This is a genomic window from Flavobacterium tiangeerense, assembly GCF_007830355.1.
Classification (GTDB): domain Bacteria; phylum Bacteroidota; class Bacteroidia; order Flavobacteriales; family Flavobacteriaceae; genus Flavobacterium; species Flavobacterium tiangeerense.
The window spans coordinates 185063-206067 of the sequence record NZ_VLKO01000009.1 but is presented as its reverse complement, the minus strand read 5'-3'; the positions used below and the strand labels follow the sequence as shown (position 1 = coordinate 206067).

General features: G+C 33.0%; 16 protein-coding genes. 12 read left to right on the top strand and 4 right to left on the bottom strand.

The features are described 5' to 3' along the window. Positions 1-200: 200 nt before the first annotated feature. From IQ05_RS12140 to IQ05_RS12120, 5 genes are all read left to right on the top strand, one after another. Complete coding sequence (locus tag IQ05_RS12140; protein WP_144893327.1) at positions 201-1706, top strand: ankyrin repeat domain-containing protein; 1506 nt, start codon at positions 201-203, stop codon at positions 1704-1706. A 4-nt stretch (positions 1707-1710) separates the two neighbouring features. After that, the gene (locus IQ05_RS12135; protein ID WP_086454382.1) at positions 1711-2193 is read left to right on the top strand and encodes a DUF2271 domain-containing protein; all 483 of its coding nucleotides are present in this window, start codon (positions 1711-1713) and stop codon (positions 2191-2193) included. 137 nt (positions 2194-2330) lie between these two features. After that, positions 2331-4526 carry a PepSY domain-containing protein gene (locus IQ05_RS12130; RefSeq protein ID WP_144893325.1) on the top strand — a complete coding sequence of 732 codons (2196 nt, stop codon included), beginning with the start codon at positions 2331-2333 and terminating at the stop codon, positions 4524-4526. A gap of 169 nt (positions 4527-4695) precedes the next feature. Beyond that, a complete protein-coding gene (locus IQ05_RS12125; protein WP_244289571.1) occupies positions 4696-5697 on the top strand; it encodes an FAD:protein FMN transferase in 1002 nt (333 codons plus the stop codon). 379 nt (positions 5698-6076) lie between these two features. After that, entirely contained in the window at positions 6077-8416 is a 2340-nt protein-coding gene (locus IQ05_RS12120) for a TonB-dependent siderophore receptor (RefSeq protein ID WP_144893323.1), read from the top strand. Between the two features lie 91 nt (positions 8417-8507). On the opposite strand, the gene IQ05_RS12115 is transcribed toward IQ05_RS12120, so the two are convergent. Continuing rightward, positions 8508-8885 (bottom strand): hypothetical protein, encoded by a 378-nt coding sequence (locus IQ05_RS12115; protein WP_144893321.1) that lies wholly within the window; start codon positions 8883-8885, stop codon positions 8508-8510. A 430-nt stretch (positions 8886-9315) separates the two neighbouring features. On the opposite strand from IQ05_RS12115, the gene IQ05_RS12110 reads away from it, so the two are divergent. Next, complete coding sequence (locus IQ05_RS12110; RefSeq protein WP_144893319.1) at positions 9316-10551, top strand: GLUG motif-containing protein; 1236 nt, start codon at positions 9316-9318, stop codon at positions 10549-10551. A 125-nt stretch (positions 10552-10676) separates the two neighbouring features. On the opposite strand, the gene IQ05_RS12105 is transcribed toward IQ05_RS12110, so the two are convergent. Continuing rightward, the gene (locus IQ05_RS12105) at positions 10677-13310 is read right to left on the bottom strand and encodes a valine--tRNA ligase (RefSeq protein ID WP_144893317.1); all 2634 of its coding nucleotides are present in this window, start codon (positions 13308-13310) and stop codon (positions 10677-10679) included. A gap of 183 nt (positions 13311-13493) precedes the next feature. Here IQ05_RS12105 and IQ05_RS12100 point away from each other — a divergent pair, with 183 nt between their 5' ends. Beyond that, a complete protein-coding gene (locus IQ05_RS12100; RefSeq protein WP_144893316.1) occupies positions 13494-13880 on the top strand; it encodes a DUF1573 domain-containing protein in 387 nt (128 codons plus the stop codon). A gap of 24 nt (positions 13881-13904) precedes the next feature. Here IQ05_RS12100 and IQ05_RS12095 read toward each other — a convergent pair whose 3' ends face one another. Beyond that, positions 13905-15236 carry an aspartyl protease family protein gene (locus tag IQ05_RS12095; RefSeq protein WP_317133644.1) on the bottom strand — a complete coding sequence of 444 codons (1332 nt, stop codon included), beginning with the start codon at positions 15234-15236 and terminating at the stop codon, positions 13905-13907. Positions 15237-15363: 127 nt separating this feature from the next. Here IQ05_RS12095 and IQ05_RS12090 point away from each other — a divergent pair, with 127 nt between their 5' ends. From IQ05_RS12090 to lgt, 5 genes are all read left to right on the top strand, one after another. Continuing rightward, positions 15364-16557, top strand: a complete 1194-nt coding sequence (locus tag IQ05_RS12090) for a pyridoxal phosphate-dependent aminotransferase (protein ID WP_144893312.1) — start codon at positions 15364-15366, stop codon at positions 16555-16557. Between the two features lie 191 nt (positions 16558-16748). Continuing rightward, entirely contained in the window at positions 16749-17420 is a 672-nt protein-coding gene (gene folE / locus IQ05_RS12085; RefSeq protein ID WP_144893310.1) for a GTP cyclohydrolase I FolE, read from the top strand. 130 nt (positions 17421-17550) lie between these two features. Then, positions 17551-19032 (top strand): cysteine--tRNA ligase, encoded by a 1482-nt coding sequence (gene cysS, locus IQ05_RS12080; protein ID WP_144893308.1) that lies wholly within the window; start codon positions 17551-17553, stop codon positions 19030-19032. Positions 19033-19055: 23 nt separating this feature from the next. Then, positions 19056-19298, top strand: a complete 243-nt coding sequence (gene yidD / locus IQ05_RS12075; RefSeq protein WP_144893306.1) for a membrane protein insertion efficiency factor YidD — start codon at positions 19056-19058, stop codon at positions 19296-19298. Between the two features lie 53 nt (positions 19299-19351). Next, on the top strand, positions 19352-20296 hold the full coding sequence (gene lgt / locus IQ05_RS12070) for a prolipoprotein diacylglyceryl transferase (RefSeq protein ID WP_144893304.1): 945 nt from the start codon (positions 19352-19354) through the stop codon (positions 20294-20296). Between the two features lie 43 nt (positions 20297-20339). On the opposite strand, the gene IQ05_RS12065 is transcribed toward lgt, so the two are convergent. After that, on the bottom strand, positions 20340-20972 hold the full coding sequence (locus IQ05_RS12065) for an acyloxyacyl hydrolase (protein ID WP_244289570.1): 633 nt from the start codon (positions 20970-20972) through the stop codon (positions 20340-20342). Positions 20973-21005: the final 33 nt, after the last annotated feature.

The window sequence follows — 21005 nt, the reverse complement described above, 5'->3', positions numbered from 1 at the left end:
GGATTATAATTTCAGTTAAACGTCTGTAAATTAATTTTTTGCTTGATACAGACCTTATAAATTTGATAATTTCTCACTTTACAATTCATATTTATTCTAAATAATTTTAATTCTTCGAAAAGGGTTTCTATATTTGTAACATATTATTTTTATTTAATCTAAATAAGTAACTGAAAAATAGAAATCCAAATACTATTAACATGAAAAATAAACTTTTTGTTTCGTTGGCCTTTGTAACAACAATGTTAGTAAGTGCACAGCAAAAAAATACCTTATTAGAATCCACTTTTTGGAAAACAAAACCAGATGTGAATACTGTAAAAGCTGAAATAGAAAAAGGGAATGATCCAGCAGGACAAACAGCAAATGCATTTGATGTTACCGTAATGGCAATTAACAATGATGCGCCAGAAGCGACTATAAAATACCTTTTAGAACAACCCGGCAATGAAGTCAATAAATTGACTCATGACAATCGCATTTACTTACATTGGGCAGCAAACAGAGGGAATACGGCAATTGTAGAACATTTAATTGCTAAAGGGTCTGATATCAATCTAGAAGACAGTAAAGGTGAAACCCCTCTTACTTTTGCAGCAATTGGAGCCCAAAGCAACACGGCACTTTACGAAGCTTTTTTTAAAGCAGGGACAGATCCTAAGAAAAAGTATAGAGACGGAGTAAACCTCATGCACATGGCTATTGCTGGTGATAAAAGTTTAGCACTGACAAATTATTTTACCTCAAAAGGAATGTCTTTAAAAGATACTGATGTGGATGGAAGCACCACTTTTGATTATGCTGCAAGATCAGGAAATATAGCCTTGCTAAAATCACTTATTGAAAAAGGAGTAAAATATACCAACAGCGCAATACTTTTTGCTGCTCAAGGATCAAGAAGAGAGGTGACTTCACTAGAGACCTATAAATATTTAGTAGAAGATTTAAAACTTAAACCTACTACTGCCAATAAAAACGGAGAAACGGTTTTGCATTTTTTAGCTGGAAAACCAAACCAAATTGAAACAATCAATTATTTTCTGGCAAAAGGTGTTCCTGTAAACACAAGAAATACTGAAGGAAATACTCCGCTCATGGTAGCAGCTGCAGCTCGAGATATAGCTGCATTAGAATTATTGTTACCACTTGTTTCAAATATCAATGCTCAAAATGAGAAAGGAGAATCGGCTTTGACGCTTGCTGTGAAATCGGGAACTCCCGAAGCAGTTACAGCACTACTAAACAAAGGTGCAAATCCAAAAGTATTAGACAAAGATCAAAACAATTTAGGGTACTATTTAATTCAATCCTACAGACCAATGAACGGTAAACTAGACAACGCAAACGGTGCCGTTCAAGATCCATTTGATTTGAAAATGAAATTTTTACAAGAAAAAGGTCTTGATATGGTTGCGCCACAAAAAGACGGCAGTACTTTAATCCATTTTGCAGTTGCAAAAAATGATTTGGGTTTGGTAAAAAAATTGTCTTCTTTGCCAATAGACTTAAATTCAAAAAACAAAGACGGATTAACAGCACTTCACAAAGCCGCCATGATTGCAAAGGATGATGTTATGTTAAAATATTTATTAAGTATAGGAGTAATAAAAGATATTACTACTGAATTTGATGAAACGGCATACTCTTTGGCTAAAGAAAACGAGACGCTTACCACAAACAAAATTGATCTAGAATTTTTAAAATAAAAATATGAAATCCATACTTAAAATATCGTTAACCCTATTATTATTGTGTTTTACAACAAATCAAGCAACTGCTCAAAGTAGTAAATACAAATGCATGTTACAAATGTCAAACTATATGGGCGAAGGAGCTTACATTGTAGTTTCACTAGTGAATGCAAAAGGAGAATACGTAAAAACGCTTTATGTAATGGGCGATGATAAAAAATGGTACAAAACATTAAAGGAATGGCACAAATTTTATGCTAAAAAACCTGAAAATTTAAGTGCTAAAACAGGCGCATCTGTAACAGGTGGTGACCGAAGCATAACGACTATTGAAATTGAAGATGCTAAAATTAACAAAGGATTTAAATTGCGTTTTGAAACCGCTGTAGAAGATCACAAATACCACACCACCGATATTGAAATTCCACTTACTACTGAAGGAATTGCGGCTAAAACTGAAGGTAATAATTACATCAGATATGTGCGTTTAAATAAAATTTAGTACTCCTATAATACTTCAATTCAAACTAATTGACCCTTGCTTTTTAAATGAATGCAAGGGTCATTTTTAAATAAATCACATACTTTAATCCACTCTCTAAAATATAATTAGAACGGATAAGTAATTATTTTCATATTATGACTCTCTCTTTTTGGCGATTATCACATTTAGCTCTAGCTTTATTCTCGGCGTTGTTTTTAATATTAGCATCGGTTACAGGAGTGATTCTTGCTGTTGATGCTATTCAGGAAAAAACTCCACCTTACAAAGTTGCTAATTTTGATACCCTCACATTAGACAAAACTATTGTAGCAGTTAGAAAGGTTTACCCAGATATAACTTCAGTACGTGTAGATCACAATCAGTTTGTAATTTTAGAAGGAATAGACGGTCAAGATCAAGATGTCAACGCATACATAGATCCTAAAACTGGGAAAATCCTTGGAAAACCCGAGAAAAAAAACGAATTTATCCTATGGACAACTGCCCTTCATAGGTCTTTATTTTTAAAAGAAACCGGAAGATTCATCGTTGGTTTTATCTCCATGTTACTGGTTTTAATCAGTATTTCAGGATTAGCACTGCTTATCAAAAGACAACAAAGTTTCCGTGGTTTATTCTCAAAAATTGTCAAGGAAAATTTTGCACAATACTACCATATTGTTTTAGGAAGATGGTCTTTAATACCGATTCTTATTCTTGCTGCAACGGGAACTTTTTTAACACTAGAGAAGTTCAATTTTTTTATGGATTCAACTGAAAAAGAGGCTAAAAATACAACTACTATAACCCATACTCCAACAAAAAAAACAGCTCAATCTTTTTTTAAAAACACCTTACTGAGCGACATTCAAAAAATAGAATTTCCGTTTTCTGATGATCCTGAGGAAAATTATATCATAACTTTAGGTGACAAAGAAATTGAAGTAAATCAATTAACTGGAGCGATAGTGCGCGTAACACCTTTTCCATTACAAACGCTTATTTCAAGCTGGAGTCTTAATTTACATACCGGGAGAACAAGTATTTTATGGGCATTAATACTGGGTTTTGCAAGTATCAACATATTGTTTTTTATCTATTCTGGGTTTGCCATGACACTCAAACGTAGATCAAGCAGAATAAAAAACAAATTCAAAAAAGACCAAAGCAACATCATTATTTTAGTAGGATCAGAGAATGGTAGCACACTCGTTTTTGCAAATGCGATTCAAAAACAACTTATTGCGGCAGGAAATAAAGTCTTTTTAACGGAACTCAATTCGTATCAAACCTATCCTCAAGCTGAACATATCTTAGTTTTTACAGCAACACATGGATTAGGTGATGCGCCTGCAAATGCTACTAAGTTTACTTCACTAGTCAATCAAAACGGTCAAAACCAAAAGATAAATTTTTCAGTATTGGGTTTTGGATCACGTGCATATCCTGACTTTTGTGAGTTTGCCACTACAGTTGATAGTGTTTTAGAGGAGCAAGATTGGGCTGTACGATTACTCGATTTACAAACTGTTAATGACAAATCAGTTGCTGAATTTATAGAGTGGGTACGCTTGTGGAATGCCAAAACGGGAATCCTGCTGGCTACTACTCCATCTTTATACAATGCAGTACCAAAAGGACTTAAAAAACTTGTTGTACTTGATAAAACAGAAGTCACTCCTACAGACCTAACTTTTATTATGAATCTAGGATATGCCAAAAGAAACAAAATAAAATCAGGAGATTTACTTGCCATTTATCCTGCAAACGACAATCAAGAACGACTGTATTCTGTAGGTATGCTGCAAGACACTATGCAACTTGTAGTGAAATTACATCCGCATGGTTTGGGTTCTCGATATTTGTATCACTTAAAAAAAGGAGATGTCTTTGAGGGCAGAATATTACCTAATCCGTCCTTTTATTTTCCTGTACAGGCTACAAAAATTGCAATGATCTCAAATGGAACAGGAATTGCTCCGTTTTTAGGAATGGTTGACCAAAATAAAACAAAAGTCCCTACCTATTTATACTGTGGTTTTAGGAAAAAAACCGAAACCGTACAAGGGTATGAATTTTTCCTAAATGAAATGATAGAAAAAAAGAGGCTAACAGAATTTCATGTAGCGCTATCTCGTGAAGAAAATGCTATGTATGTCATGGATTTAATTCAGCGTGATGATTCCTTTTTTATAGAATTACTAGGTTCTGGCGGCGTAATCATGATTTGTGGTTCACTAGCCATGCAGCAAGATGTTGAACGTGTTTTAGATACTATTTGTCTTGAGCATACCGGAGTTGGAATTGCCTTCTACAAAAATAAAAATCAAATTCTGTCTGACTGCTATTAAAAAAAACACCTTGCTATACGCATGTGCTTTGCGTGAGTGATGGCAGTGGAGCTCTTTATAGAAAAGCCTTTTTTGGGCTTTTCTATAAAAGCGGGAACGAACAGCACGACCCTCAGTTTTGTCCTTTGGAAAGAAACTGAGGGTCACGCCCTAAAAAAATTAATAAGTAATGATTCCATATCGTTTATTTTTATTGCTAGTAACCTTGTTATTGGTCCAAAACCTACAAGCTCAAGTTCTTAAAAAGAGAACCACATTATTGATGGGTGGTCGTTTTGACATTTCTATAGTGGCTCAAGATACTACAACAGCTGTACAAAGTATTGATGAAGTTGTTGCTGAAATAACACGTATAGAAAACTTGATTTCGGACTGGAAGCCTACATCGCAGGTGTCAGCAGTGAATCAAAATGCGGGTATAAAAGCTGTAAAAGTAGATCGTGAAGTTTTTGAACTAACGCAAAGAGCCATTCAATTATCAAAAGAAACACAAGGCAGGTTTGACATCAGTTTTGCGGCAATGGATCGAATTTGGAAATTCGATGGATCCATGACCGAAATGCCCACAGCAGAAGCTATTCAAAAATCAGTTGAAAAGGTGGGTTATGAAAATATCATTTTGGACAGTTTAGAGTCTACCATTTACCTCAAAGTAAAAGGGATGAAAATAGGTTTTGGCGCCTTAGGAGAAGGATATGCAACCGATAAATGCCGAACCATAATGAAATCTAAAGGTATAAGTGCTGGCATCATTAACGGCTCTGGCGACATGAGTTTGTGGGGAAAACAGCCCAATGGAGAATCGTGGAAAATAGGTGTTACAAATCCATTTAAACCTGAAAAAGTCATGACTATTATCCCTATTTATGACGGTGCTATTACCACATCTGGTAGTTATGAAAAATTTGTACTTCTTGATGGCAAACGCTATTCTCATATTATAAACCCTTTGACGGGATACCCTGCAACGGGATTGTGTAGCGTAACAATTATAGGCCCAAATGCTGAAACTGCAAATGGATTAAGCACCTCTATTATGGTCCTTGGTCAAAAGGAAGGATTACAGTTGTTAAAAAGATATCCAGACTATTCGGGTATTTTGATTTTAGATACCGGAAAAACGATTAAGACGAGTAATTTTAAAAAAAAATCATTTTTACAATTGAAGTAATTCATGCATCCCTTTGTATTATTCTAGATAAGAAACTTCATTAACACACTTTATTAGGATTACAAATAAAGAAGTATTTATATCACAATCTTAAAATCTTTTTTGCAGATTGCCTTACCTCCTATTTTCCAGAAGTATCATTCAGAAGACTAATCTTGCCGTTTTTCATTTCCTTTTTTACCATTTCAAAGATTCTTTTAAGACCTTAAAAGTTAAGTTAGACTTTCATCCTTCCAAAAACACTATTTTAATGCACTACAAATCAAACTACTAAATATTTATTAATTTTTTATTAGTATTTAATCTAAATAAGCTTTGTAATTCAAAAGATGAGTTTTATATTTGCAAAGTTATTTTTAATTATTCTAAATAAATACAAATGAAATATATTTTTTTACCCGTAGCTGCATTTTTTATGAGTCTTTCTAGTTTTTCGCAAACTGGATTAAACACCAAAGAGACAAAGGAAATTGAAGCTTACATGGACATAGCAGTTGATACTGTAAAAAATAAAAAAGGACAAATATTAAAAGAAGTTGTTGTTTCAAGCAATAAAGAGAAAAAAACAATATCTGCTTTGCGTTCTGGTTTAAAACCAATGGATACTCCACAAAGTTTACAAGTAATAGGATCTGAAATTATTGGTCAACAGCAATCTATTAGGTTGAGTGATGTTATAAAAAATGCTAACGGTATTTATGTAGGTTCAGCAAGAGGTGGTGCTCAAGAGTCATTTTTTTCAAGAGGTTACGACATGTCAGGTAACAATATGCTTAAAAATGGTTTTAGATACAATGGAGGTTCTATTCCAGAAGTTTCTGGCTTAGAAAAAGTGGAATTTTTAAAAGGTGGTTCGGCATTATTATATGGAAATGTGGCTCCAGGAGGTATCTTGAACTTGGTAACAAAAACTCCAAAGTTTACTGCTGGTGGAGAATTATCTATGCAAATGGGAAGTTTTTCTTATTACAAACCATCAATAGATTTTTATGGCCCTTTGAGTAAGAGCATTGCTTATCGTGTGAATGCTTCTTACGAAAAATCAGAAAGCTTTAGAGACTTTGTAAAAAACGATAGAGTTTATATTAATCCTTCATTATTATTTCATATTTCTGACAAAACTCAAATCACCGTACAAGGTGATTATTTAAGCGCCGATTGGACACCAGATTTTGGAACTGGAATTGTAGGTAAAGAAATACTCCATACACCGCGCAACGTAAATTTTGGAGCATTATGGTCAAGAGGAAATACAAAATCATCAAGTGCATCTATACTTGTGAATCATGATTTTAATGATAATTGGAAATTAGGTTTTAATACTTCTTTTCAATCGTACAATAGAACACAAAAATCAACAGCGCAATTATCAAATTTAGCATATACTACTACTAATGGTGTTCAACAAATAAACTGGAAAAGAGGTTTAACACAAGCTGATGCTGCGGAGAAGATTTTTGCAGATCAATTAAGCTTACAAGGTACTTTCACTACTGGGAAAATAAAACATCAATTGTTTACAGGAGCAGATTATGAAGACTCTTCGGCACCTAGTTATACCTTTGGTTTTTATGCACCATTAACACCGGCAGATCTTATAACTACAGAAACAACAGCCATAAACTTGTTAAACTACAGTTACAACACACAAAGTCTTGATGTGCCATTTCCTAGCAGAGTAACCCAACTTGCAACTACAAGTACACAGCGCTTTGGAGTTTTTGCACAAGATTTAATTTCGATAAATGATTATTTTAAGGTTCTTGCGGGGATTAGATGGTCATGGCAGCAAAATGATGCTACAACAACAAGAGAAGTAATTGAACGTATCAATAATGTCAACACTATAACAACAACGTATGAAAATGCAAGACCTGTAACAACAGGTAAAACTGTCAACAGAGCATTCTCTCCAAAAGCAGGTATAGTATTTCAACCCAATAAAGAGGTTTCTTTTTTTGCAAGTTATTCCAACTCATTTACCCCAAATACAGGAACAACTGTAGACTTAAAACCACTTGATCCTTCAATTATTGATCAATACGAAGTGGGTATAAAAAAAGATTTTTGGAAAGGAATTTTAAGTACAAATGTTACTGTTTACCAAATAGAAAATAATAATCTTGCACAAACAGCTCAATTTGGTGCAGATGGTGTTACCCCAAATGTAGATACTAATAGACGCGAACTAGTAGGCGCTACAAAAGGAAAAGGTTTAGAAATTGATATTATTGCAAGACCAATAGAAGGATTAAACATCAATGCTGGATATAGTTTTAATGAAACTAAGATTTCAAAATCATCTGGTACCAGTGGTAGTTTTGTAGTAGGTGATTTATTTGTGAGAACTCCAAAAAATACGGCAAACTTAAGTTTCTTTTACAAAGTACCTTCTGGAAAATTAAAGGGATTCACAATAGGCACCATGGGTAATTATATAGGAAATCGTTTAGGAGGATGGAACGACCGTTACGTTTGGACAGAGGTTACTCCTGCTACAACACCAAAAACATACACGGTAAAAATTGAAGACAGAGACATCCCATTAAAAGGATATATTACAGTTGATGCATCACTAGGTTACGAATGGAATAAAATTTCACTTTTGTGTAAACTTTCTAACATTACTAATGAATTGAATTATACAGTTCACGAAAATTACAGTACAAATCCTATTGCTCCAAGACAAGTAATGGCTATTTTAAAGTATAAATTGTAATTCTGAATCTTAATTTCATACTTTAACTCGATAAAAAAACACCTCCAAAGCAATTGCTTTGGAGGTGTTTTTTTATTTTAATTGCTATAGTCTATCCCATCTCTATACCTATACTGTCTAAAACATTTAATAAGGAAACGCTATAATTTGGTTCATATTTCTCAGTACCGCTTTGGTACCATTCTGCAATAATTCCAAGTTGATAAGAAGTATATCCTGAATCATCTATAGGTAATCCTAATAATCCCGCAATTAAAAAGTCTTCTAAAACTTTTTCAGTAACAATTCTACTAGGAATACCGTCTCTTATAAAACCATTCATTCGCTCATAATCTGACCTTCCGGCATTAAATCCTGCTATACAAGCATCGTTTTGCATGTTGCTATTGTATTCTAAAAAAGGATTTAGTCCAATAGCGTATCCTTTATTATAATCTTGCTTATAAGCAATACTAAATATTTTTCTCATGTATTTGTAAATGTGGTATTTATACAATTATCCTCCAAAATTACACACAAAAAACAGCAACTCAATTTAATATCGATTAAAGGATAAAATACTCTTTAAATAGCAGTCAGGATGTCTTTCATCGATGTTTTACAAGTATTTTAATTTAAAAAATATTCATAAATTAAAAAACCCATTTCAATTTTTAGTTGAAATGGGTTTGAAATAAATAAAATGTAAAAACTTATTGAAGTCCTACTAAACTGTGTTCAATAATTTCAATTTTTGATAGAGCATCCGCTTCTTTTTGTCTTTCATTAGCTAAAACTTTACTTGGAGGCGTAAACGAATACTTTTATTGATTTGAGTATGTTTTTATAATTTAAAAAACTAAATTTTTAAAGAATTGCCATATCTTTAACCAATTATTATTCCACCCAAGATATAAAATATGAAATATCGTTTTTTATTCAGCCTACTTACTATTGTTTTTTTCTTTTCATGCGATAATAATAGTAACGAGATTATTCCGGAAACGAAGCCAACTGTTTTTACTCCGACCAAATGGACAAAAGGAAATGGTACAATTGAAGATCCTTATCAAATTGAAATTCCAGAACATCTTGTTTATTTATCAAAAATTATTAATGAGGTAAATCCAAAAACTCCGGAGACCGAAATCTTTTTGCATAAAAATTTCAAAATAATGAACGATATTGATCTAAACAATATTCTATTCATACCTATTGGCAAAAACAGGGAATTACGGTTTATGGCGAATCTAGACGGGAATTTTAAAAAAATATTGAATTTAAAAATAAAAAACACCGATGAACATGATCCTACTGGTTTATTTGGATGTATAAGTGAAAAGGCTTACGTAAAGAACTTAAGCATTGTAAATGGATCTATTGAGGGCGTAAATTTTGTTGGAGGCTTTGCTGGTGAAGCAAATGCAATTATAGAAAACTGTTCCTTTGAAGGAACCATTACTGCAAAAAATTATGTTGGAGGCATTGCTGGATATGGTTTTGCTACCATAACTAATTGTTCCTTCAACGGAAGCATACAAGCAGAAGGTAATGTTGGCGGCATAATAGGAGATTGTTATGGTACAACAGGCCGAATAGAAAAATGTTTTAATAAAGGAACTATCAAAGGAATCTCAACAGTAGGAGGCATAGTAGGATATAAAAGTGATTGTGTAGTACAAGAGTGCTACAACATTGGTACTATTACTGCAAGCAGTCAAATTGCAGGAGGAATAATCGGATGGGGAACTGGAGGCAACGACTTAACGGTTCGAAACTATACAAGAAATTGTTATAATAAAGGAGAAATTCTAACTCAAAAATATGCTGCCGGTATTATTGGCAGACAATATAAAGGAGAAGTTTACAACTCTTACAACACAGGTAAAATTTCAAATATTTTAGAAGAATACAATAATCCAATTGCTAATGGACATTATTATGTTTTTAATGAAATAGATAATTGTTACTACTCAATTAGTACAATACTGTTAGGTCCTAAAATAGGTCCTATCAGAGGTATTAGTAAAGAACATAACTATTTATTGACAACTTCCTTCGTAAACGATTTAAATAATAATATTTTACCAAATGCATGGAAACAGGACAAAATACCTAATATTAATGGAGGTCTCCCAATCTTACATTGGCAATAATTAACTCCCTTTCAGTCAAAATCACTCTTTATTAAAAGTAAAGTCTAATACATTCGTATATACAACAAAAATCCCATATCAAAATACTGAGATGGGATTATATTATACAACTAAAAAACCAAAGATTATTTTAATCCTGCTAAACTGTGCTCAATGGTTTCGATTTTTGATAGAGCATCCGCTTCTTTCTTGCGCTCGTTTTCGATTACCTCTGGTTTAGCATTGGCAACAAACTTTTCATTTGACAATTTAACTTGAACTGATTTCAAGAAACCTTTAATGTAATTGAGTTCTTCTGTTAATTTTGCAATTTCGGCAGCCACATCAATATTTCCAGTGATTGGGATAAAATATTCATTAGAATTCACTCGGAAAGAAAGTGCTCCTTCTACTTTATCTGATACATATTCTAAGTTTTTTATGTTTCCTAATTTAACAATAACACTGTCAAAATAAGTTGACGCATTTTCATTGTTTACGACTCTAAAGTCAATAGCATCCTTAAATGGTATGTTTTTATCTTTACGAATTGTTCTAATTCCTGAAATTACTTCTATAGTAGATTCGAAACTTGTAATTAATTGTGAATCAAAAGATGTTAATTCTGGCCAAGTCGAAATAATTAAAGCTTCATCAGCCGTTCTCTCTGCTATTAAATGCCAAATTTCCTCGGTTAAGAAAGGCATAAACGGATGCAATAATTTCAGGTTGTTTTCAAGCATTTCAATCGCTTTCGCAAAAGTTACGCTGTCAATTGGTTGCTGATATGCTGGTTTAATCATTTCTAAAAACCAAGAACAGAAGTCGTCCCAAACTAATTTGTAAATCCCCATCAAAGCATCTGAAATTCTGTATTTCTCAAAATTATCTTCAATGTCTACTAATGTTTGTTGCAATTTTGCTTGATACCATTCGATTGCTACTTTAGATGATTCTGGTTGTGGTATAGCATCTGAAACTTCCCAACCTTTTATCAATTTGAATGCATTCCAAATTTTATTGGTAAAGGCTTTTCCTTGGTTGCACAACTCTTCATCAAACATAATATCATTACCCGCAGAAGCACTCAAAAGCAACCCTACACGAACTCCATCAGCACCAAATTTTTGAATCAATTCTAAAGGCTCAGGAGAATTCCCTAAAGATTTAGACATTTTGCGTCTTTGTTTGTCCCGAACTAAACCAGTCAGATATACGTTCGTAAATGGCTTCTGTCCCGTGTATTCATACCCTGCAATAATCATTCGGGCTACCCAGAAAAACAAAATATCTGGACCTGTAACCAAATCATTCGTTGGATAATAATATTTAAAATCTTCGCTTTCAGGATCCATAATTCCTCCAAAAACAGACATTGGCCACAGCCAAGAAGAAAACCAAGTGTCTAAGGCGTCCACATCTTGTTTTAAATCTTTTGTTTCAAGTTCAAGGTTTAAAGTTTTCTCTCTTGCTAACTTTAAAGCATCATCAATATTCTCTGCAACTACAAAATCCTCTTTTCCATCACCGTAAAAATAAGCTGGAATTTGTTGTCCCCACCACAATTGACGGGAGATATTCCAGTCTCTAATATTGTTTAACCAATGTGCATATGTATTATTGAAACGAGCTGGATGCAATATAATGTCACCATCCTCAAGCACTGATTTGATTGCTGGTTTAACTAATTCTTCCATTTTTAAGAACCACTGATCAGACAAGCGTGGTTCAATAACAGCTTTGGTTCTTTCTGAAGTTCCTACTTTATTAAGATGCGTTTCTGTTTTTGCTAAAGCACCTATTGTTTGCAATTCTATAGCAATAGCTTCCCGAACCACAAAACGATCTTGCCCTTGATAGTGTAATCCAAAACTATTTAAAGTTGCATCCTCGTTAAAAATATCAATAATCTCAAGATTATGCTTTTCTCCAAGAGTTTTGTCATTCATATCGTGAGCAGGAGTCACTTTTAAACAACCTGTTCCAAATTCGATATCAACATACTCATCTTCAATGATTGGAATTACTCTTCCGCAAATTGGGACAATTGCTTTTTTACCTTTCAAATGAGCAAAACGTTCATCGTTAGGGTTGATGCAAATTGCAGTATCTCCAAAAATTGTTTCTGGACGTGTTGTAGCAATGGTTAGAAATTCTTCTGTCCCCTCAATTTTATATTTAAGAAAAAAGAGTTTTCCTTGTTGTTCTTCATAAATAACTTCTTCATCAGACAAAGTTGTTTTAGCTTCAGGATCCCAGTTTACCATTCGGTATCCTCTATAAATCAAACCTTTGTTGTATAAATCAACAAAAGATTTAATTACAGAGGCTGACATATCAGGGTCCATTGTAAATTTTGTTCTTTCCCAGTCGCAAGAAGCACCAAGCTTTTTTAGTTGATCCAAAATTACTCCACCATATTTATCTGTCCATTCCCACGCATGCGCTAAGAATTCCTCACGAGTCAGATCATTTTTATTGATTCCTTCTGCTTTCAACTTGGCTACAACCTTCGCTTCTGTTGCTATAGATGCGTGATCTGTACCAGGAACCCAGCATGCATTAAAGCCTTTAAGACGTGCTCTTCTTATCAATACATCCTGAATGGTATTGTTTAGCATGTGCCCCATATGCAAAACTCCGGTTACATTTGGTGGTGGAATTACTATGGTATATGGTGTTCTATGATCTGGTTCTGAGTGAAAATAATTATTTTTCATCCAGTAGTCATACCACTTATTTTCAATGGTTTTAGCGTCAAATTGTGCAGGAATAGTCATTTTATTTAGAGTTTTAAGACATTTGAACATTCCAAAAAATGCAGCTGTAGTCTTTGGTCTGATATTTGTATTTATATAATAGTGAACAAAAGTAAATAATTAAGTAGACTATAAAAAGAGAAATAAAATTTTGTTCTATAATTATAAACACGGTATATTTACCTAACCCAATCAAGAACTACAATGAAAAAAACTATTACACTATTGACATTAATTCTGTTTTCAAGTATTGGCTTTGCCCAAAACGGACCCAAAATTGATTTTGAAGCTCCTGACAATACCATTGACTTCGGAAAAGTTAAAAACACAGAAAATGGAGTTCGGGATTTTATTTTTACAAATACCGGAAACGCTCCATTGATCATCACAAATGTGTTATCTACCTGCGGATGTACTGTTCCAACCAAACCAAACGAGCCAATAATGCCCGGGAAAACTGGGAAAATAAGTGTAAAATACAACATGGCTCCAGGTCCTATTAGAAAAACAATAACTGTTGAATCTAATGCCATCAATTATGAAGGAGGTAGAATTGCTCTAAAAATAAAAGGCGAAGTCACTACAAACTAATTCTTCATTTCTCTGGATGATAAACTACAAAATATCATCCAGTTGAAATTTAAATTTTAGGGGTAAACCATTGCGCTCCACCTCCAAAGAAATCCACTTGCTATATTCTGATTTTAACATTGTATTAATATCTTGCAAAGACATATCAAAAGGATTATTTTTATTAATTTTAATTATCACATCGCCACTTTTTAATCCAGACTTTGCTGCTGCTGAATTTTTTCTCACATGCGCTATTTGGTAAATTGGTTTGAGCTGAAACTTATATTTAAAATCATTAGGATAAATTGTAACTCCTCCTGCTCCTTTATTATAACCAAAGTTTGAGGGTACTGTTTCCATTTTTACTGTTTCTTGCACCCACTCAAGACCGTTGTGTTCAATCTCAATACCACTTTTATTGTAACTGAATGCACTTTTGTAATATCTATTTTTTCTTAAAAAAAGCTTTTGGTTAGTGTAGTCAAAAACTACTTTAAATCGACGCATAATTTCGCCACCTACAGATCCCATTCTGTCTTGGACCATAGAAACATTTTTAGTAGAAACGCTATCAGGAAATGCTGCAATAGGACCATCAAATTGAAACGATCCCAACTCAAAACGAGCTATCCGAGCTTTTTTACCTTCAATATCACCGCTAAAACCCCTTCCTAGAAAGTCATCAAAATTCTTAGACGGAATTTGGAAATCATTCCTATTGTTTTTAAACAGCCATACAGCGTCACTATTACCAATGTCTATCAATAATTTTACAGGAATCAAAGTACTTGAAATACTCACATTACTATTTATGTATGGTTTTGATTTTTCTATGGCAATAGACATAGCCGTTGCTTTTTTTGACACTTTTGCTCGGTTTTCTTTATTGTCTTTATAAACAATAATTTGCTTTTTATGGTAATCAATTTCAATGAGATTATTTCTAAAAAATTGATACCCAATAATTCCATTGACAGGAATACCCACATGAGATGAAAAATTAAATTCAGGATCTAATACAATATATAACAAATGACCTTTATTAATTAAATTTCCAAAAACAAGGGTGTTATTAGTTGATTTTAATCCTTCAACTGCTTTTTGACTACCCAAACCTCTTAAGGTAATTTTCTCTGTATTTAGAAAACGGAACTCTTTTTTATCTTCCAGACTAAAAAGAATAGTTTCGGCAACACCGGTATCCAATAAAAAATTAAGCTCAACACCGTTTACTTTTATGGGTACAAAAACTAAATTATTAATCAACTTAAAAGGAACTACCGTTTTAGTCGCTTTACCTTGAAACTGAAAACCATTTTGAGAATAAGCTATGAATGTTAAACACAAAAAAAAGAAAAGTAAAATTTGTTTCATTATTTTTATTTGTCATAAAATTAATGAATTAATAATTTAAAAAGAAAGATTTAACAATTGATAAACCTTTTTATTGCATTTACTTTCGAAAAAAAATCGCAATTTTGTACATCAATAATTCAAAATTATGCCAACTATATCGAACAAAGGCAAACAAATGCCTGAATCACCAATACGTAAATTGGTCCCATTCTCTGAAATTGCAAAAAAGAAAGGTCATAAAGTATACCACTTAAACATTGGACAACCGGACATAAAAACTCCTGAAGTTGCAATGCAAGCTGTAAAAAATATTGACTTAACCATCTTAGAATACAGTCATTCTGCTGGAAATGAATCGTATCGTGAAAAATTATCACATTATTATACTCAGCAAGGTATTGATGTGTCTACAGAAAATATCATCATTACCACTGGAGGTTCTGAGGCATTGCTATTTGCAATGGGAAGTACCATGGATCAAGGGGATGAAATTATTATCCCTGAACCTTTTTATGCTAATTACAATGGTTTTTCAACTGCTTCAGGTGTTACCGTTGTTCCAGTGATATCAAATATCGAAAACGGTTTTGCATTACCTGCCGTAGCCGACTTTGAAAAGTTAATTACACCAAAAACAAAAGCAATTTTAATCTGTAATCCTGGAAATCCAACAGGTTATTTATACTCAAAAGAAGAAATTTTGCAACTAGCAGAACTTGTAAAAAAGCATGATTTATTCTTAATATCTGATGAAGTGTACCGTGAGTTTACTTACGATGGTGATGTACATTATTCTGTAATGAGCATTCCTGGACTTGAGGAGCACGCCATAATGATTGATTCTGTATCAAAACGTTACAGTATGTGTGGCGCAAGAATAGGTTGTATCACATCAAAAAATAAAGAAGTGATGGCAGCGGCTATGAAATTTGCACAAGCACGTTTGAGTCCTCCCACTATTGAACAAATTGCTAGCGAAGCAGCTCTAGACACACCACAATCTTATTTTGACGAAGTTATATCAGAATATAGAGAAAGACGTGATACCCTAATTGAAGAATTAAACAAAATAGATGGTGTTGTGATTAGCAAGCCAAAAGGTGCTTTTTACTGTATCGCACAATTGCCAATAGATAACGCTGATGCTTTTGCACAGTGGTTACTAGAAAGTTTTGATTTGAATGGAGAAACTGTAATGGTTGCACCAGCTGCTGGTTTTTACTCAACTCCAGGAATGGGACTAAATCAAGTTAGAATAGCGTATGTCTTAAAGAAAGAAGATTTAATAAAAGCAGTTGCCATTTTAAAAGCTGCAATTACTGCTTACAACGCGTTATAAAAAAATTTTATCTATAAAAAGAAAGGCAAATCTACAGTAGATTTGCCTTTCTTTTTTTTAGAATAAAACAGTAAAAAACAAATGGCAAAGCCATAAAGTACTCTTAAATAGTAAGCGTCATTGAAAAACTTTGTTATTTATTATTATCTTTACCGCTTGAATAAATATACCCACTATAATAGTTTCTTTTAATGATAAAAAACGAAGAATTTCAAGACGAAATAGGTGACAATCACGTGAGTTTGTCCGCAAAAAATCCAATTAGAAAAGATGCATTTGACATCTCTGATGATGACAAAATCGAAAAAATAAAAAAAGATGTTGAAAACATACTCCTTACTTTAGGAATGGATTTAACGGATGATAGTCTTAAAGGAACACCAAATAGAGTAGCAAAAATGTTTGTGAAAGAAATTTTTGGTGGATTAAATCCTAATAGAAAACCAAAAGCATCAACATTTGACAACAATTACAAATATGGAGAAATGTTGGTGGAGAAGAATATTATCGTGTATTCTACTTGTGAACATCATTTATTGCCTATCATAGGTAGAGCTCATGTAGCGTATATCTCAAACGGAACAGTTATTGGTTTATCCAAAATGAATCGTATCGTAGAATATTATGCAAAAAGACCTCAAGTTCAAGAGCGTTTAACCATGCAAATTGTGCAAGAATTACAAGTAGCGCTTGGCACTGAAGATGTAGCTTGTGTGATAGATGCAAAACACCTTTGCGTAAACTCTAGAGGTATTAGTGATATTGAAAGTAGTACTGTAACATCCGAATTTGGAGGGAAATTCAAAGATGCAGTTACTAGAAGAGAGTTCTTAGACTACATTAAATTAGAAACCAAATTCTAAAACTGTACTCACTTATTAAAGAATAAATATCAAAAAGTACAAGAACGCAATAAGTAATTATTAATTATTCATTCACATTTTTAGCCCATACATAAAAGGTTGGATTAAATGAGAAAAACAATAAGTCGAAATGCCATTATACAGCAACCAAAAACTCAGAATTTACAATTCATTATCTGGAGAAAAAGAACTTTTTGAACCTATAATTGAGGGAAATGTAGGCATGTACGTGTGTGGTCCAACGGTATATAGCAATGTCCATTTAGGAAACGTACGAACATTCATGTCTTTTGATATGATTTTTAGATACTTCTTGCATTTAGATTATAAAGTTCGCTACGTGCGTAACATTACGGATGTTGGTCATATTGTAGATGATGTAGATGAAGGTGAAGATAAAATTGCAAAAAAAGCGCGTTTAGAACAATTAGAACCTATGGAAGTAGTACAACGCTATACCGTAGATTTTCATGATATTTTAAGTGCTTTCAATTTTTTACCTCCAAGTATTGAACCTACTGCAACTGGTCATATAATTGAACAAATTGAAATTGTAAAAAAAATAATTGCTTCAGGAATAGGTTATGAAGCCAATGGTTCTGTCTATTTTGATGTTGTTAAATTTAACGAAACAAACAATTACGGCAAATTAAGTGGCCGTAACATTGAAGACATGCTTGCCAATACACGTGATCTTGATGGACAAAGTGATAAAAGAAATCCTCAAGATTTTGCGCTTTGGAAAAAAGCAGAAACGCAACATATCATGCGCTGGCCTTCACCATGGAGTGATGGTTTCCCAGGATGGCATTTAGAATGTACTGCCATGAGCACCAAATATTTAGGAAATCATTTTGACATTCACGGTGGAGGGATGGATTTAAAGTTTCCACATCACGAATGTGAAATTGCACAAAATGAGGCTTGCACAGGACAAACTCCTGTGAACTATTGGATGCATGCAAATATGCTAACACTAAATGGTAAAAAAATGGCAAAATCTACCGGTAATAATATTTTACCCCGAGAGATTTTGACCGGTGAAAACACGATCTTAAGTAAGGCCTTCTCAGCATCAGTAGCGCGTTTTTTTATGTTACAGGCACATTACAGAAGTATTCTTGATTTTTCTGATGACGCTATTGTTGCAGCTGAAAAAGGCTTTAAAAGACTTATGGAAGCTATGAATTCAATTTCAGAAATTCCTGTTTCAAATGCAAGTACGATAGACATTCCTGCCTGGATACAATCATGTTACGATGCTATGAACGATGATTTTAATACCCCTATCTTAATTGCACAATTATTTGAAGGAGTTCGATTCGTAAATCTTTTAAAAGACAATAAAGAAACGCTACATCAAGAGGATTTAGATCTTTTTACAACAACAATGCAAGGTTTTGTATTTGATGTTTTAGGATTAGAAGATGAAAAAATATCAGATACTACAAATAATAAATTAGAAGGCACCGTAAACATGCTTATCGAAATGAGAAAACAAGCAAGAGAAAATAAAAACTTTGCTTTGTCCGATCAAATTCGAGATCAATTAATTGCACTTGGAATTCAATTAAAAGACGGTAAAGAGGGAACTACGTTTAGCATTAACTAGTTTATAAGAGACAAGCAAAAAACATGATCAAAAAAGTTGTAATTTTTCCGTTTGTCTTTTTAGTACGGTTTTATCAAGTCGCAATTTCTCCATTTACACCAGCAGCATGCCGTTTTGAACCTACATGTTCACATTATATGATTGAATCTTTGCAAGTACATGGTTTATTTTACGGAACTTTTCTTGGTGTAAAACGTATTTTTAGCTGTCATCCTTGGGGAAAAACAGGATATGATCCAGTACCCAAAAAAACAACAAAGAGTTAATATCTTCTCTTATAATAATCACTATTTTTACGATACAAAATTAAAAAAAACACATGACACACGCATTAAACTTAGTTTGGAACCCATCAGAAGGAATTGATTTAGGTTTTTTCATGATTAGATTTTACAGTTTAATGTTTGTTGTAGCCTTTGGTTTAGGCTGGTATATCATGAAACACATATTCGAAAGAGAAGGAGAATCTATTGAAAAACTAGATTCTTTGTTCATTTGGACTGTCCTTGCCACATTAGCAGGAGCTCGTTTGGGCCATGTCTTTTTTTACGATTGGGAATATTATCGCAACCATTTAGCAGAAATTTTATTACCAGTAAAAGAAAACCCAAATGAATCACTATTTAATATTATTCAAGGATGGGAATTTACAGGATTTCAAGGATTGGCTAGTCATGGTGCTGCTATTTCTATCATCATTGCCATGTATTTTTACAGCAAAAATATTTTAAAAAGGCCTCAATTATGGATTTTAGATCGTGTTGTTATTCCGGTTGGTAGTGGCGCTATTTTTGTACGTTTAGGAAACTTCTTTAACTCCGAAATTATTGGAAACGTTACTAATTCACCTTTTGGAATCAAGTTTTTAAGAGATCATTTTAGCCCGCAAGATGCTGTTAGTAGCACGCAAATAGCCAATCCTAACGATGCGTATAATGCTATTGCAAATGACCCAAATTTTGCAACACTACTAGAACAAGTACCCGTTAAACACCCAACTCAGCTGTACGAAGCTTTTGCTTATATTTTTGTATTTGCTGCATTATTTTTCTTGTATTGGAAGACCGATAAAAGAAATTACAGTGGTTATATATTCGGGATGTTCTTAGTCCTTTTATTCACAGTTCGATTCATCGTTGAATCTGTTAAGGAAAGCCAAGGAGGTTTTGAAAATGCACTTGGGTTATTTTCAACAGGACAATGGCTTAGTATACCCTTTGTATTAATAGGCTTGTATTTTGTTATCAAAGCTAAAAAAAACTAGACAAACATTTTTCATATACAAAAAGCGTTAATTCAATATAGATTTAACGCTTTTTTTTTGGAGTATAAAGAATTCCAAATTCAATGTTTTTAGTATTAAAACCAGAATTATTACTTTGAAGCCCTGCATTAAAAGTATGCCTTAAATTAGGTCTTACATCTAGTATAAATTGTCCCATTTTATAGTTAAAACCCAAAGCTAAAACATCTGCAAAAGCAAAACCTTTTGATAATCGCTCTGTTGCAGTATCAATATACATTGGACCTACACTTCCTAGCAGATAAATATTAGATCTCTTTGAAAAAGAAAAACGCATCAACAATCCTACATTCAGAACATATTCATTACAGGTCTTTAATTTCGTATACTTTTCTCTTTTTTCAATATAATTTTCCTCTTCAGGTTTAACAAAGTAGAGATTTAAAAGTTGATGTGTACCTCTATTATACTCAGGTTGCAGAACCAAATCATAGCTAAATTTTTTAGTCTTTTTAAAAGTGGTCAAAAATTGTAACTTTAAATATTGATTTGAATAGGTATAATTTCTATTTTTAAACTCACTACCATATCCTATGGAAAAACCAATTTTTGTATCATCCTGAATCTCCTGAGCATTACTCACAAAGGAAAAAGCAATCATCCAATAGGTTGAAATAAAAAACAAATACGATTTCATGCAAAGAGATTAAATATTAAGGTACAATAATAA

Bases quoted from the DNA above. Each gene is read 5' to 3' on its own strand.
- IQ05_RS12140 (WP_144893327.1), top strand. From the start codon at position 201: ATGAAAAATAAACTTTTTGTTTCGTTGGCCTTTGTAACAACAATGTTA.
- IQ05_RS12135 (WP_086454382.1), top strand. From the start codon at position 1,711: ATGAAATCCATACTTAAAATATCGTTAACCCTATTATTATTGTGTTTT.
- IQ05_RS12130 (WP_144893325.1), top strand. From the start codon at position 2,331: ATGACTCTCTCTTTTTGGCGATTATCACATTTAGCTCTAGCTTTATTC.
- IQ05_RS12125 (WP_244289571.1), top strand. From the start codon at position 4,696: ATGATTCCATATCGTTTATTTTTATTGCTAGTAACCTTGTTATTGGTC.
- IQ05_RS12120 (WP_144893323.1), top strand. From the start codon at position 6,077: ATGAAATATATTTTTTTACCCGTAGCTGCATTTTTTATGAGTCTTTCT.
- IQ05_RS12115 (WP_144893321.1), bottom strand. From the start codon at position 8,885: ATGAGAAAAATATTTAGTATTGCTTATAAGCAAGATTATAATAAAGGA.
- IQ05_RS12110 (WP_144893319.1), top strand. From the start codon at position 9,316: ATGAAATATCGTTTTTTATTCAGCCTACTTACTATTGTTTTTTTCTTT.
- IQ05_RS12105 (WP_144893317.1), bottom strand. From the start codon at position 13,310: ATGACTATTCCTGCACAATTTGACGCTAAAACCATTGAAAATAAGTGG.
- IQ05_RS12100 (WP_144893316.1), top strand. From the start codon at position 13,494: ATGAAAAAAACTATTACACTATTGACATTAATTCTGTTTTCAAGTATT.
- IQ05_RS12095 (WP_317133644.1), bottom strand. From the start codon at position 15,236: ATGAAACAAATTTTACTTTTCTTTTTTTTGTGTTTAACATTCATAGCT.
- IQ05_RS12090 (WP_144893312.1), top strand. From the start codon at position 15,364: ATGCCAACTATATCGAACAAAGGCAAACAAATGCCTGAATCACCAATA.
- folE (WP_144893310.1), top strand. From the start codon at position 16,749: ATGATAAAAAACGAAGAATTTCAAGACGAAATAGGTGACAATCACGTG.
- cysS (WP_144893308.1), top strand. From the start codon at position 17,551: ATGCCATTATACAGCAACCAAAAACTCAGAATTTACAATTCATTATCT.
- yidD (WP_144893306.1), top strand. From the start codon at position 19,056: ATGATCAAAAAAGTTGTAATTTTTCCGTTTGTCTTTTTAGTACGGTTT.
- lgt (WP_144893304.1), top strand. From the start codon at position 19,352: ATGACACACGCATTAAACTTAGTTTGGAACCCATCAGAAGGAATTGAT.
- IQ05_RS12065 (WP_244289570.1), bottom strand. From the start codon at position 20,972: ATGAAATCGTATTTGTTTTTTATTTCAACCTATTGGATGATTGCTTTT.